The following is a 13,298-nucleotide window of genomic DNA, read 5'->3' as shown; positions in this document are numbered from 1 at the left end:
GCGCGCAGACCCCGGGACGGGACGTCGCGGATCAGACCGCCGCGCCGAGCCCCCGCAGCACGAACCGCTCCAGCGCGGGCCGCGAGAACCGTCGAGCGGCCGAACCGACCAGCAGCGAGTTGATGATCGGCACGGTCGCATCGACGTCGAGGTCGGCGGCGAAGTCACCGCTGGTGATCCCGTCGTGCACGATCCGACGCAGCACGTCCTCGATCAGCACCACGTGCTCACGCATCCGCGCGACGGCATCCTGGGTCAAGGACGCCTTGCCCATCGACTGCGGCATGTGGAAGGAGACCGTCAGCTCCAGCTGGGTGCGCACGTAGGCGAGCGCGGCCTCACGCGGCGTGGCCGAGTCGCTGACCCCGGCCCGCAGCTGGGCGATGTAGTCGGAGGTCTCATGGAGCGCGTACTCGACCAGCAGGGTCTCGCGGTCCGGGAAGTGGTTGTACATCGCGGTGCGGCCGACTCCGGCGGCGGTCGCGATCCGCGAGAACGTGATCCTCTCGAAGTCCTGGGTCTCCAGCAGCTCGGCGAGCGCGATGAAGATCTTCTCGCGCGTGCGTTCGCGATGCTCCTCGAGGGAGCCTCCGATGATCTTGGGCATGACGCATTCTTACACCACGACGAAAGGGGGCGGAGAATCGCGCCGACGCCTGCGGTGCAGCTCTCCTGTCGGGGCCGGACACGGAAGAACCGTCGGCTGTGGGGCCGACGGTTCCAGGAGAGCGGGTGACGGGAATCGAACCCGCGCTGTCAGCTTGGGAAGCTGAAGTTCTACCATTGAACTACACCCGCGCATCGCCGACCGGGCCTCGACGACCTCCGCGATCGCCGTTGCTCGGGGCAACGCGGACCAGCATACCTGAGCTGGGACCATGGTGCGAACCGTGCCGAGAGGCGCGTGCCGGGTCGGAGCGCGGCGTCGTACCGCAGGAGGAGGGCAGATGCATCGTCGGGTACTGGCGGTGTGGCGTGCGTAGTGGCGATATGGGCAGCGCTCACGCTATGTCGCCCGTAGGCGACCATGAGCCCCGAGCTGCGGCGGCCGACGGAGTGGTCACCCCTGCCCTCGTGGCAGCGGTGCGGATAGGCTGGCGCCGTGCTGCTGAGCGACCATGACATCCGGAGCCAGATCGATGCCGGACGGGTGCGGCTGGACCCCTTCGACGCCTCGATGATCCAACCCGCCTCCGTCGACGTGCGGATCGACCGCTACTTCCGGCTCTTCGACAACCACAAGTACGCGATGATCGACCCCGCCCAGGAGCAGGGAGATCTCACCCGCGAGGTCGCCGTGGACCCGCAGGAACCGTACATGCTCCATCCCGGTGAGTTCGTGCTCGCCTCCACCTTCGAGCAGATCACCCTGCCCGAGGATGTCGCCGCCCGGCTGGAGGGCAAGAGCTCGCTGGGTCGGCTGGGCCTGCTGACGCACTCGACGGCCGGCTTCATCGACCCCGGCTTCCAGGGGCACATCACCCTGGAGCTGTCGAACATGGCGACCCTGCCCGTGGCGCTCTGGCCGGGCATGAAGATCGGCCAGCTGTGCTTCTTCCGGCTCTCGAGCGCCGCGGACAACCCCTACGGCAGCGCCGGCAACCTCAACCGGTACCTCGGCCAGCGGGGGCCGACGCCCTCACGGTCCTCCCAGAACTTCCATCGCACCCCGATCCCCGTGCAGGAGGGACAGTGACCGACCACAGCGCCGCGACCGGCGGCGACATGTCCGGCCGCACCGGCCACCGGGTGCAGCTGCCGCGGGGGACCGACCCGCAGGACGTGCTGGCGATGGTGCGCAACGTCCGTCCGTCGGCACAGCTCGGGGCCGACGGGGCCATCGACTGCGGGGACGGTGCCCGTCTGGTCCCGGACCCCTCTCCGCGCGGTGCCGGCCGCTGGACCCTGGACACGCCGCGCGAGCGGGAGGATCCGATGCCCGAGGGCATGACGGACTCCCACGGCTACGGCCGGGCCTTCCCGGACGGAGCGCCCTTCGGGGCGGAGCGGCGCGCCCTCGACCTCGCCTGGTCGCTGGGCCGGAGGCTGCACGGCGCGGTGGTCACCGACGACGGCAGCCGCCTGGAGCCGCATCCCTTCCATGTGCGCGACCTGACCGTGGTCTCCCCGCATGTCCTGGCCCCGGAGTCGTTCGCCCAGCTGCTGGCGCCGCTGGAGCCCGAGGCGGAGCTCGACGAGGTCCCCGAGGACGTCCCGCGTTCCGGCTACAGCGCCACCATCCCTCTGGACGAAGGGGGCCACATCGGCGTGCGGGTCACGCGCAGCTCCCGACCGACGGCCCTGGCAGAGCTGAGCTGGTTGGACGATGCGGTCGACTACGAGCTGGTGCACGTGCCGGCCGACGAGGCGGAGGACGCCGTCGAGGCACCCGACGTCGAGACCGCCGAACGCTGGTCGCAGGCCTACCGGCGGATCGGCCTGATCGCGGGACTGCTCACCGAGACCGTCGGCGGTTACATCGTCGACCTCGAGGGGTTCCTCGTCGATCCCGGCCACCTCGCCTGATCGGGCCACCTCGACTGATCCGGCCACCTCGCCTGATCGGGCCACCTCGACTGATCCAGCTACCTCGACTGTTCCGGCCACACCGGCTGATCGGGCTGCGCGGCTGTCCCGCTCCGCGGCTGACCGGCGCCGGCGCCTTCGGGTCCGGTCTCCTGTGGGCACCTGAACGGCCGGTCCCGTCGGCCTCAGGTGTCGGCGGGAGCCCGTCCCGCAGCGCCGAGCCGGATCGGCAGGAAGGCGAGCAGCCCCACCGCCATCACCACCACGATGCCGAGGATCCCGGCCTGGGTGGACCCGAAGATCGCCACGGATGCGGCGAAGGCTGCGGTGCCCAGGAAGCCCAGCGCGCGCCCGGTGGTGGCGTACAGGCCGAAGTTCTCCGTCTCGCGGCCGGGCTGCGACAGGCGCGTGAGCAGGTTCCTGGAGGCGGACTGCACCGGGCCGACGAACAGGCAGATCGCCAGGCCCGCCACCCAGAACACCAGGGTGGAGCCGAAGGCCAGCACCACCAGGCCGAGCACGATGATGCCGAGGCAGCCGATGATGATGATCCAGCGGGTGCCGATGCGGTCGTCGGCCCGACCCCCGAGGAAGACCCCGACACCGGCGATGAGGTTGGCGGAGATGCCGAAGATGATGATCTCGACGGTGGTGAAGCCGTAGGCGTTGGCGGCCAGCACTCCGGCGATGGAGAAGACAGCGCCCAGCCCGTCGCGGTAGACCGCCGAGGCGACCAGGTACTGCAGCATCACGGGCTCCTCGCGGAAGGCCCGCACCACGCGCCGGGCGATGCTGGCGTAGCCCTGCCACGGGGTCCACCTCTCGCCGGGGGCGGAGGCGGGATGCTTCGGGGCCCAGAGCATCAGCGGCAGCGTCCCGACCAGGATCCACAGCGCCACGAACAGCGGGATCGCCCGGTAGTTCCAGCCACCCTCTCCGGTGATCCCGAGCAGACCCGTCCCCGGCATCACGAAGAGCACGAGCACCGCAGCCAGGCACACGATCGAGCCCCAGTAGCCCACCGCCCAGGCGGTCCCGGAGACCCGGCCACGGTTGGCGGGGGTGGACACCTCCGGCAGCACGGAGTTGACGAACACCCCGGCCAGCTCGCTGAACACGACGGCGAGCGCGATCAGGGCGGCGCCGAGCACCAGGTAGTCGGCATCGAGGGCGACCATGGGCATCAGCGCCACCACCACCACGGTGGCCAGCGTCGTGATCCGCAGCAGAGCGTTGCGGGCTCCGCCGCGGTCGGCGAGATTGCCCAGCAGCGGGGCCAGCAGCGCGACGGCGACGGCGCCGATCGCCTGCCAGGTGGTCAGCACCCGGGAGCCGTGGTCCTGGGCCGCGGTGATCGCCTCACGGCCGACGGCGCCCTCGGCGGCGACGGCACTGGCGACATAGGTCGCGAACACGAACGTCAGGATCACAGAGCTGAAGGCGGACATCCCTCCGTCCCACAGGGCGAAGGAGACGACGGGGCGACGGGCGAGTCGGGGTGCGGTCCGCGTCTCCGGACGGTCGCCCTGGTCCTCGGTGGTGGCCATGGACACACTCTACGGAGCCCGCGGGGTCGATCCCGCACCCGCGAGGCACGCCAGGAGAGCTCCTGCGCCCGCGCGAAGATCCCGGACCCGCGGGAAGAGCCCGGACCGGCGCGAAGATCCCGGACCCGCGGGAAGATCCCGGACCCGCGGAAAGAGCCCGGACCCGCGAGAAGAGCGAGACTTCTCGCGGGCCCGGGGCGACATTTCCCCCAGGAACCGGGGTGCGACCTCCCGTAGAATGTTCGCGGCCCCCTTCACTCCTGCACGATGGACGGAGACTGCGTGTACTCGATGCTCCTCGCCCATCTGGTGGCGGCCCTGCTGGGGCCTCTCCTGGTGCGGCTGATGGGGCGCAGCGCGTTCTTCCCGCTGTCCGCGGTGCCCGCCGCGTCCGCGATCTGGCTGGCCACGATCGACCCGGTCGCACTCGCCGAGGATCCGCTGGAGATCTCCGTCCCGTGGATCCCCGCCTTCGGTATCGACCTCGCCTTCCGTCTGGACCCGCTGAGCTGGGTGATGGCCCTGATTGCCACCGGCATCGGCGCCATGGTGCTGCTGTACTGCGCGCGGTACTTCAAGGACACCGAACCGGGGCTGGGCCGTTTCGCCGGAGTGCTGACGGCCTTCGCGGGCGCCATGGTCGGTCTGGTGCTCTCCGACGACGTGATGGTGCTCTACACCTTCTGGGAGCTCACGACCGTCTTCTCCTACCTGCTCGTCGGCCACTACCAGGAGAAGCAGGCCTCCCGCCGTGCGGCCATGAACGCGCTGATCTCCACGACCGCCGGCGGGCTGGCGATGCTGGTGGGACTGCTGATGCTCGCCGGCGAGGCCGACTCCCTGCGGCTCTCGGACATCGTCGCCTCGCCGATGTGGGCCGACGCCGGGCCGTTCCTGATCGTGGCGGTGCTGCTGATCCTCGCCGGGGCCACGACCAAGTCCGCCCTGATCCCCACCCACTTCTGGCTGCCCGGTGCGATGGCCGCCCCCACCCCGGTCTCCGCATACCTCCACGCCGCGGCGATGGTGAAGGCCGGGGTGTACCTGATCCTGCGGATGGGTCCGGCGCTGACCCACGTGGAGATCATCACCATGATCATCGCCGCCCTCGGAGCGGCGACGATGATCCTCGGCGGCTGGCGCGCGCTGCGCCAGACCGACATCAAGCTCCTGCTGGCCTACGGCACCGTCTCCCAGCTCGGCTTCCTCTCCGCCGTGGCGGGCGTGGCCACGCACGACGCCCTGCTGGCGGGGCTCGCGATGCTCATCGCCCATGCCGTGTTCAAGGCGCCGCTGTTCATGGTCGTCGGCATCATCGACAAGAAGTTCGGCACCCGTGACCTGCGGGTGCTCTCCGGTGTGGCGAAGGTCGCGCCGGTGGTCACCGTGATCGGCGTCGTCTCGGCGGCCTCGATGGCGGCGGTGCCCCCGCTGTTCGGCTTCGTCGCGAAGGAGGCGCTGTTCACCGCGCTCTGGTACGGCGGGAGCTGGCAGCGGGTCCTGCTGATCGCGCTGGTCGCCGGCTCGATCCTGACCGTCGCGTACTCCTGGCGGTTCGTCCACGGCGCCTTCGGCAGCGCCCCGGGGGCGCCCGCCGTCGAGAAGCCGACCATCCCGGTGCTGTTCTGGCTCCCGCCCGCCCTGGTCGCGACGGCGTCGATCGCCCTGGCGGCGCTGACCGGGCCGCTCGAGACGATCCTGCGCGGCTTCTCCTCGGCGCTGCCGGACACCGGCGAGGGTGTCCACCTCGTGGTGATCCCGCACCTGGGGGTGCCGCTGCTGGCCTCCGTCGTCGCCCTCGGCGTCGGGATCCTGGCGTGCCTGGCGGCGAAGCCGCTGGCCCGGTTCCAGAAGAAGGTCTCGCCGCAGAGCTGGGCGAACGAGGAGCTGCTCGACCGGATCGATGCCGAGCGCGCCTTCCGCCGCATCATGCGTCTGGTCGATGCCGCCGCGGTCGCGATCACGCCGCTGTACCAGCGAGGGTCGCTGCCCTACACGCTGGGCACCATGCTGCTGGTGCTGATCGCGCTGGTCACCCCGGTCGCCGTCTCCCTGTCGCCCGTGCCGGACAACCTGGTGCTCTTCCACCATCCCGTCGAGCTGATCGTGCTGCCGGTCGCGGCGCTCGCGGCTCTCGGCGCCGCCCGCTCCCGGCGCCGGCTGCGCGCCGTGTTCCTGATCTCCGTGACCGGCTATGCCGTCGCCGTGCTGTTCCTGGTCGCGGGCGCCCCGGACGTGGCGACCACCCAGGTGCTGGTCGAGACCGCGATGACCGTGGTGCTGGTGCTGGTGCTGCGCCGGCTGCCCACCCACTTCTCGCGCCGGCCGCTGAAGATCGGGGCCTGGGGCCGCTGGGCGATCGCGATCAGCACCGCTGTCGTGCTGTGCGGCGCCGCTCTGTACGCCGCCGATGCCCGCTACCTCGACCCCCTCGGCCCGGGATTGATCGAGACGGCCTACACGATCGGCGGCGGCCACAACGTCGTCAACGTGACCCTGGTCGACGCCCGCGTGTGGGACACCATGGGCGAGATCTCGGTGCTGCTGGTGGTCGCCACCGGTGTCGCCTCGCTGATCTTCGTCACCCGGCGCGAGCAGTCGATCTCGCGCGTCCGGGACCTCGACACCGACACGTCGATCTGGAGGCGCCGCACCGACTCCGCCCTGCCTCAGAACGCCCTGGACTTCGATGCGCGCCCCGAGGACGTCGCCGGAGGCAACCGCTGGCGCACCTGGCTCTCGGCCGGGCTCACCCTGGCTCCGGAGCGGCGCATGGTGGTGCTCGAGGTGGTCACCCGCATCGCCTTCCCCTTGATGATGATGTTCTCGCTGTACCTGCTGATGGCGGGGCACAACCTGCCCGGCGGCGGCTTCGCCGGAGGTCTCGTCGCCGGTCTCGCCCTCGCGCTGCGCTACCTCGCCGGCGGGCGCTACGAGCTCTCCGAGGCCGCGCCCGTGCAGGCCGGGTTCGTGCTCGGCACCGGGATGGCCATCGCGGTCCTGGCCGGTGTGCTGCCGGTGCTGATGGGCGGCAGCGTGTTCTCCACCGCGACCCCGGTGGTCCACGTGCCGATTCTGGGCGAGCTGCACTTCCCCAGCGCCCTGCTGTTCGACACCGGCGTGTACCTCGTGGTGGTCGGCGTGATCCTCGACTTCCTGCGCACCCTCGGCGCCCAGATCGACCAGCAGCAGGAGGTGGAGAGCGATGTCCGTTAGCCTCGCCCTGCTGCTGACCGCGGGGGTGCTCGTCGCCTGCGGCGTCTACCTCGTGCTCGAGCGCACGCTGACCCGGGTGGTCCTCGGCTTCGTGCTGCTGAGCAACGGCGTGAACCTGCTGTTCATCGTCGCCGCCGGCCGGCCCGGGCTGCCGCCCTTCGAGGGCACCGCCGACCCGGAGGACATGACCGACCCGCTGCCGTTCGCGATGGTGCTCACCGCGATCGTCATCTCCCTGGGCATCACCGCCTTCGGCATCGCCCTGGCCTACCGCGCCTGGCAGCTGTTCGGCCACGACGAGGTTCCCGACGACGTCGAGGACCGCCGCGTGCTGCGCCGCCGTCGCCGCCGCTCCGAGGACACCGAGAAGCTGCCGTGGTCGCAGGCCCTGTCGGAGGAGTCGCGCCGTGGCGCGCTGATGCACTCCCAGGGCTTCGCCCCGACCGACGAGGACCAGCTCGGCTCCGACCTCACCAGCGCCGAGGACGTCCCCCAGGACGCCACCGAGGCCGACGAGGGCGGCACGTCCTCGCCGCGGCGAGGATTCCGCCGCAGCGAACGCGATCACCACGCGGCCGACGCCCCCGGAGCCGGCCCCGCGACGGAGACCGACCGGGAACACACCGACGGACGGGGGGAACTATGAGCATCGAGCTCCTCCTCGCCCTGCCGGTGATGCTCCCGCTGGGCGGTGCCGCGGCCTCGCTGCTGCTGCGCCACCACGCCCGCATCCAGATGTGGCTGTCGATCCTCACCCTGGTCGCCATCCTCGTCGTCGCCCTGACGATGGGCTGGTACGTCACCCAGGAGAGCGTGCTGGTCCTGCAGATCGGCAACTGGACCCCGCAGCTGGGCATCGTGCTGGTCGCCGACCGACTGACCGCCCTGATGCTCGTCGTCTCCAGCTTCGTCACCCTCACGGTGCTGATCTACTCCAGCGCGCAGACGGTCGACGAACGAGTGGGACGCACCCCGGTGGCGATCTACCACCCCACCTACCTGGCGCTGGTGGCCGGGGTGTCGATGGCCTTCCTCGCCGGGGACCTGTTCAATCTCTACGTCGGATTCGAGGTGCTGCTGGCGGCGAGCTACGTGCTGCTCACCCTCGGCGGCTCCGCCAGCCGCATCCGCGCCGCCACCACCTACGTGATCGTCTCCCTGCTGAGCTCCGTGATCTTCCTGTCGGCGATCGCCGCCGTGTACGCCGCGACCGGCACCGTGAACCTGGCCGAGCTGGCCGTGCGCCTGGACGGCCTCGAGCCGGGAACCCGCATGATGCTCGAGCTGATGCTGCTGGTGGCGTTCGCGATCAAGGCCGCGATCTTCCCCCTCAGCGCCTGGCTGCCGGACTCCTACCCGACGGCGCCCGCTCCGGTGACCGCGGTGTTCGCGGGACTGCTGACCAAGGTGGGCATCTACGCGATCCTGCGCCTGGAGACGCTGCTGTTCCCGGCCTCGCAGATCCAGAACCTGCTGCTGGGCGCGGCGGCGCTGAGCCTGTTCGTGGGCATCCTCGGCGCGGTCGCGCAGACGGATCTCAAGCGTGTGCTGTCCTTCACGCTGGTCTCCCACATGGGATACATGCTGTTCGGCATCGGGATGAGCACGCAGCTGGGCATGGGTGCGACGATCTACTACGTCGCCCACCACATCACCGTGCAGTCCGTGCTGTTCCTCGGCGCCGGCCTCATCGAGACCCGCGGCGGGACCACGAACCTCATCAAGCTCGGCGGGATGGCGAAGCTGGCCCCGCTGATCGCGGTCCTCTTCTTCGTCCCGGCGATGAACCTCGCGGGCATCCCGCCGTTCTCCGGCTTCATCGGGAAGGTGGGGCTGATCGAAGCCGGCATCGAGTACGACCGCGCTTCGGGTTGGATCCTGATCGGGATCAGCGTGATCACCAGCCTGCTGACCCTCTACGCGATCGCGAAGATCTGGAACCGGGCCTTCTGGCAGCCCCCCAGCGAGGAGATCATCTCCCGCGCCGTGGTGATCCCTCGGGTGATGACCGGTGCCACGGCGGCGCTGATCGCGTTCTCCCTGCTGCTGACGGTGCTGGCCGGGCCGATCATGACCTACGCGAACGAGGCCGCCTCCTCGGTGCTCGAGCGCACGCCGTACGTCAGCGCGGTGCTCGGCGACGACCGCGCCGCGGATCTCGTCTACCGCATCGATGACGCCGGAGAGAAGGTGGACGCGCGATGACGAGCAAGCGACTGCGCGACCTGCGCCGTTCCTGGCTGTGGATCGTCCTGGCCGTGGCCCTGTGGTGCCTGCTGTGGGGCGGGGTCGACCTCAAGAACGTCCTGGGCGGCACCTTCGTCGCGGTCCTCGTGTTCGTGCTGTTCCCGATGCCGCCGATGGGCCACGAGCTGACCGTTCGCCCGCTGTGGTTCGCGCGGTTCCTGCTGCGCTTCATGTACGACCTGTGCGAGTCCGCGCTGCAGGTGGGCTGGTACGCGATCCGTCCCGGGCCGCAGGTGCCCAGCTCCGTGATCGCGGTGCGGATGGCCTCGCGCTCGGACCTCTTCCTCACCACCACCGGGGTGCTGTGCACGCTGATCCCCGGCTCCGTGGTGGTCGAGGCGCAGCGCGCCACCGGCACCCTGTTCATGCACGTGATCGGGGCGGGCACGCCCGACGAGGTCGAGGCCGCCCGACGCCGGGTCCACGCCCAGGAGGAGCGGCTGCTGTGGGCCGTCGGCAACCGTGAGGTGCTCGAGGAGGCGGGTCTGCGATGACACCCTTCGACATCGTCCTGGTGGTCGGCGGCGGGGTGCTCAGCCTGACCGCGCTGGCTGTCGTCTACCGCATGATCGTCGGACCCACGATCCTCGACCGCGCCGTCGCGATCGACTCGCTGGTGGTCCTCGTCGTGCTCGGCATGGCGCTGTACGCGGCGTCGGCGGAGGCGCCGTGGGCGGGCCCGGCGATGCTCGGGCTGACCGGGCTGGCGTTCATCGGCACGGTCACCTTCGCCCGCTTCGTGGGACGCGAGGAGCCCGTGCCCGGGCGGCGCCTGCGCCGCGACGGATCGGCGACCACCACCGGGCCGATGGAATCCATCCACTTCCAGCACCTCGATCCGTCCCGGGAGGCCCGGTCGGCCGAGCCCGTCAACGAGGTCGACGAGACGCTGGGGACGTCCCAGGACTCCGCCCACGGCTTCGGTGCCGAGGAGGGCACACGCGGGTTCGAGGACGAGGATCCTGAGCACGGCGTGGGTGCCGCCGACGACTGGCGGAACACCGAGGAGGACCGGGAGCCCGGCGGCGAGCTCGGCTTCGGGGACCCGGACGGGACGAGTCCGGACGGGACGGCCACGGACGGGACGGAGGAGCATCGATGAGCGCGCTCGACGTCGCCGCCACGGTGCTGATCGGCATCGGGCTGCTGCTCGCGGTGGTGGCCGCGATCGGCCTGAACCGCTTCGACGGGGTGCTGATGCGTCTGCACGCCGCCTCCAAGCCGCAGACCCTCGGCCTCCTGCTGGTCTTCACGGGGGTCAGCCTCCACGTGGGCTCGTGGGGCCTGGCCTCGTTCCTGGTGGTCGTGCTCCTGGCGCAGATGACCACCGTGCCGGTGGCGAGCATCATGGTGGGACGAGCCGCCTTCCGCCGCGGGTTCGTGCGCGGCGGCGACTACGCGATCGACGAGCTCAGCCCGCGCCTGGCGACCCCGTCGGACGACGATGACGACGAGGACGGCTTCATCGACGAGGCGGGCGACGACCACGAGGGGATGGCCTCCGACGGCGAGGAGCGGTTCCCCGAGAACGTCGTGGCCACCACGGCGGACGCGGTCACCGATCACAACTGGGAGGAACCGGAGGCAGGCTCCGCGGACGTGGACGACGGCGACATCATCGACGTCGATCTCGAGGACGAGACCGAGCGGGAGGCCGAGGAGATCGCCGAACGCGACCCGCGTCCTTGAGCGACCTCGGATCCTGACGCACCGGCGCATGGATCCTGGCGCACGCCATGGCGCGCTGTGCTCGCGTTCGTGGAAGCACAGCGCGCCATGGCGTGAGAGGCGATGTGTGAGACGAGCGGTCGGAGCCCGTCAGCTCAGAACAGCCCGACCGACTCCCCGTCGTCGGTGACGCCCATGCGGGTCGCGGCCGGTTCCTTCGGCAGCCCCGGCATGGTCATGATCGCGCCGGTCATGGCGACGACGAAGCCTGCCCCGATCTTCGGCACCAGGTCCCGCACGTGCAGCACGTGTCCGGTGGGCGCACCCAGCAGCTTCGGGTCGTCGGAGAGGGAGTACTGGGTCTTGGCCACGCATACCGGCAGCTGGTCCCAGCTGTTGCGCTTCAGCATCCGCAGCTGGGCGGGCGCCCGGTCCTCGAAGACGACGTCGTCGGCCCCGTAGATCTCCCGGGCCAGGGTGCGCAGCGACTCCTCGATCCCGTCGGCGGGGTCGTAGAGGTGGTGGAAGCCCTCTGTGCCGCCCCCGCGGCGTGCGTGAGGCCCTCCCTGACCACCGGCCCCGTCGCTCCCGTCGGCGGGCTCCATCGCCGCGAGCAGTTCGTCGGCCACCGCGAGCCCGCCCTCGCCGCCCTTGGCCCAGACCTCGCTGAGCGCGGCGCGGAAGCCCTGCTGCCGGGCCCAGTCGAGCACGGCCTGCAGCTCGGCCTCGGTGTCGGTGGGGAAGCGGTTCACGGCCACGACGGGCTCGAGCCCGAACTTGCGGAGGTTCTCGACGTGCCGGCCGAGGTTCGCGGTGCCGGCCAGGGCGGCCTCGACGTTCTCGGAGGCGAGGTCGTCCTTGGCGACGCCGCCGTGCATCTTCAGGGCGCGCACGGTGGCGACCACGACGGCGCCGTCGGGGGAGAGGCCGCCCAGACGCGCCTTGATGTCCAGGAACTTCTCGGCGCCGAGATCCGAGCCGAAACCGGCCTCGGTCACGGTGACCTCGGACAGCGACAGCGCCAGCTGGGTGGCCGCGAGCGAGTTGCAGCCGTGGGCGATGTTCGCGAAGGGGCCGCCGTGCACGAGTGCCGGGGTGCCGCCGAGGGTCTGGACCAGGTTCGGCAGCAGGGCGTCCTTCAGCAGCATGGTGATGGCCCCGGCGACGCCGAGGTCCTCGACGGTCACGGGGGAGCGGTCATAGGTGAAGCCGACCACGACCCGGCTGACCCGGGCCTCGAGATCGGCGAGGTCGGAGGCCAGACACAGGATCGCCATGATCTCGGAGGCGACGACGATGTCGAAGCCGTCCTCGCGGGGCACGCCCTGGGTGGGTCCGCCGAGGCCGACCACGATCGAGCGCAGCGCGCGATCGTTGACGTCGAGCACACGCTTCCACTGAATGCGCCGGGGGTCGATGCGGAGCTGATTGCCCTGCTGGATATGGTTGTCGATGAGGGCGGCGAGGGTGTTGTTGGCGATCTGGATGGCGTGGAAGTCACCGGTGAAGTGCAGGTTGATGTCCTCCATGGGGACCACCTGCGCGTAGCCGCCGCCGGTGGCGCCGCCCTTGATCCCCATGATCGGGCCGAGCGCCGGCTCGCGCAGCGCGACCATCGTGCTCAGCCCTCGGAGGGTGAACGAGTCGGCAAGGCCCACGGTGGTGGTCGACTTGCCCTCTCCCGCAGGGGTCGGGGACATGGCCGAGACCAGCACGAGCTTGCCGTGCGAGGCGGGGGCAGACATCTTCCGCACGTCGACCTTCGCCTTGTCGGAGCCGTAGGGCACCAGGGCGTCGGCGGGGATCCCCGCCCTCTCGGCGATCTCGGCGATCGGTCGCAGGGTCGCTGCTTGGGCGATCGCCAGATCCGGGTTCTCGGCAGACATCGTCGTCCTCCACGGGGTCGGGGCCCGGGCCAATCCGGGTGGGTGATGCCCCTCACCCTATGGTGCCCGGCGGTGCGCCCGCGAGGGGGCGTCGGGCGAGCTATTCCTCGTCCTCGGACCCCTCGCCCGCCAGCACCTCGGGCACCGTCAGCCGCGACGATTCGGGCGCAGGCGCGCTCCATGCGAGCTCAGTACGGAGCGTATTCAG

Annotated in this window: 11 protein-coding genes and 1 tRNA gene; 8 read left to right on the top strand and 4 right to left on the bottom strand. The window is 70.7% G+C overall.

All coding sequences use genetic code 11. The features are described from left to right. Nucleotides 1-31 precede the first annotated feature (31 nt). Both BH708_RS09325 and BH708_RS09320 read right to left on the bottom strand, forming a co-directional pair. On the bottom strand, nucleotides 32-607 hold the full coding sequence (locus BH708_RS09325; protein WP_076808322.1) for a TetR/AcrR family transcriptional regulator: 576 nt from the start codon (nucleotides 605-607) through the stop codon (nucleotides 32-34). Between the two features lie 120 nt (nucleotides 608-727). Next, nucleotides 728-798 (bottom strand) — tRNA-Gly (locus BH708_RS09320). A 304-nt stretch (nucleotides 799-1,102) separates the two neighbouring features. Between BH708_RS09320 and dcd the strand changes: the two genes are divergently transcribed. Continuing rightward, nucleotides 1,103-1,696 carry a dCTP deaminase gene (gene dcd, locus BH708_RS09315; RefSeq protein ID WP_076808320.1) on the top strand — a complete coding sequence of 198 codons (594 nt, stop codon included), beginning with the start codon at nucleotides 1,103-1,105 and terminating at the stop codon, nucleotides 1,694-1,696. Continuing rightward, the gene (locus tag BH708_RS09310; protein WP_157235839.1) at nucleotides 1,693-2,526 is read left to right on the top strand and encodes a hypothetical protein; all 834 of its coding nucleotides are present in this window, start codon (nucleotides 1,693-1,695) and stop codon (nucleotides 2,524-2,526) included. The genes dcd and BH708_RS09310 overlap by 4 nt, the downstream gene beginning before the upstream one ends. A gap of 185 nt (nucleotides 2,527-2,711) precedes the next feature. Here BH708_RS09310 and BH708_RS09305 read toward each other — a convergent pair whose 3' ends face one another. After that, entirely contained in the window at nucleotides 2,712-4,073 is a 1,362-nt protein-coding gene (locus BH708_RS09305) for an MFS transporter (RefSeq protein ID WP_076808318.1), read from the bottom strand. 291 nt (nucleotides 4,074-4,364) lie between these two features. Here BH708_RS09305 and BH708_RS09300 point away from each other — a divergent pair, with 291 nt between their 5' ends. The 6 genes from BH708_RS09300 to mnhG are packed head-to-tail and all read left to right on the top strand — an operon-like array spanning nucleotide 4,365 to nucleotide 11,225. After that, complete coding sequence (locus BH708_RS09300; RefSeq protein WP_253705565.1) at nucleotides 4,365-7,289, top strand: Na+/H+ antiporter subunit A; 2,925 nt, start codon at nucleotides 4,365-4,367, stop codon at nucleotides 7,287-7,289. Next, complete coding sequence (locus tag BH708_RS09295; protein ID WP_076808314.1) at nucleotides 7,279-7,935, top strand: Na(+)/H(+) antiporter subunit C; 657 nt, start codon at nucleotides 7,279-7,281, stop codon at nucleotides 7,933-7,935. Before BH708_RS09300 ends, BH708_RS09295 begins: the two co-directional genes overlap by 11 nt. Beyond that, nucleotides 7,932-9,494 (top strand): Na+/H+ antiporter subunit D, encoded by a 1,563-nt coding sequence (locus BH708_RS09290; protein WP_076808312.1) that lies wholly within the window; start codon nucleotides 7,932-7,934, stop codon nucleotides 9,492-9,494. The genes BH708_RS09295 and BH708_RS09290 overlap by 4 nt, the downstream gene beginning before the upstream one ends. Then, nucleotides 9,491-10,030 carry a Na+/H+ antiporter subunit E gene (locus BH708_RS09285; RefSeq protein WP_076808310.1) on the top strand — a complete coding sequence of 180 codons (540 nt, stop codon included), beginning with the start codon at nucleotides 9,491-9,493 and terminating at the stop codon, nucleotides 10,028-10,030. The genes BH708_RS09290 and BH708_RS09285 overlap by 4 nt, the downstream gene beginning before the upstream one ends. Further along, nucleotides 10,027-10,638 carry a monovalent cation/H+ antiporter complex subunit F gene (locus tag BH708_RS09280; protein ID WP_076808309.1) on the top strand — a complete coding sequence of 204 codons (612 nt, stop codon included), beginning with the start codon at nucleotides 10,027-10,029 and terminating at the stop codon, nucleotides 10,636-10,638. Before BH708_RS09285 ends, BH708_RS09280 begins: the two co-directional genes overlap by 4 nt. Continuing rightward, nucleotides 10,635-11,225 (top strand): monovalent cation/H(+) antiporter subunit G, encoded by a 591-nt coding sequence (gene mnhG, locus BH708_RS09275; protein ID WP_076808307.1) that lies wholly within the window; start codon nucleotides 10,635-10,637, stop codon nucleotides 11,223-11,225. The genes BH708_RS09280 and mnhG overlap by 4 nt, the downstream gene beginning before the upstream one ends. A gap of 134 nt (nucleotides 11,226-11,359) precedes the next feature. Here mnhG and BH708_RS09270 read toward each other — a convergent pair whose 3' ends face one another. Further along, the gene (locus BH708_RS09270) at nucleotides 11,360-13,090 is read right to left on the bottom strand and encodes a formate--tetrahydrofolate ligase (protein ID WP_076808306.1); all 1,731 of its coding nucleotides are present in this window, start codon (nucleotides 13,088-13,090) and stop codon (nucleotides 11,360-11,362) included. Between the last annotated feature and the right edge of the window lie 208 nt (nucleotides 13,091-13,298).

Origin of the sequence: Brachybacterium sp. P6-10-X1 (assembly GCF_001969445.1) — a bacterium.
Classification (GTDB): Bacteria; Actinomycetota; Actinomycetes; order Actinomycetales; family Dermabacteraceae; genus Brachybacterium.
The sequence above is the reverse complement of the archived record's forward strand: the minus strand, read 5'-3'. Positions and strand labels throughout refer to the sequence as shown.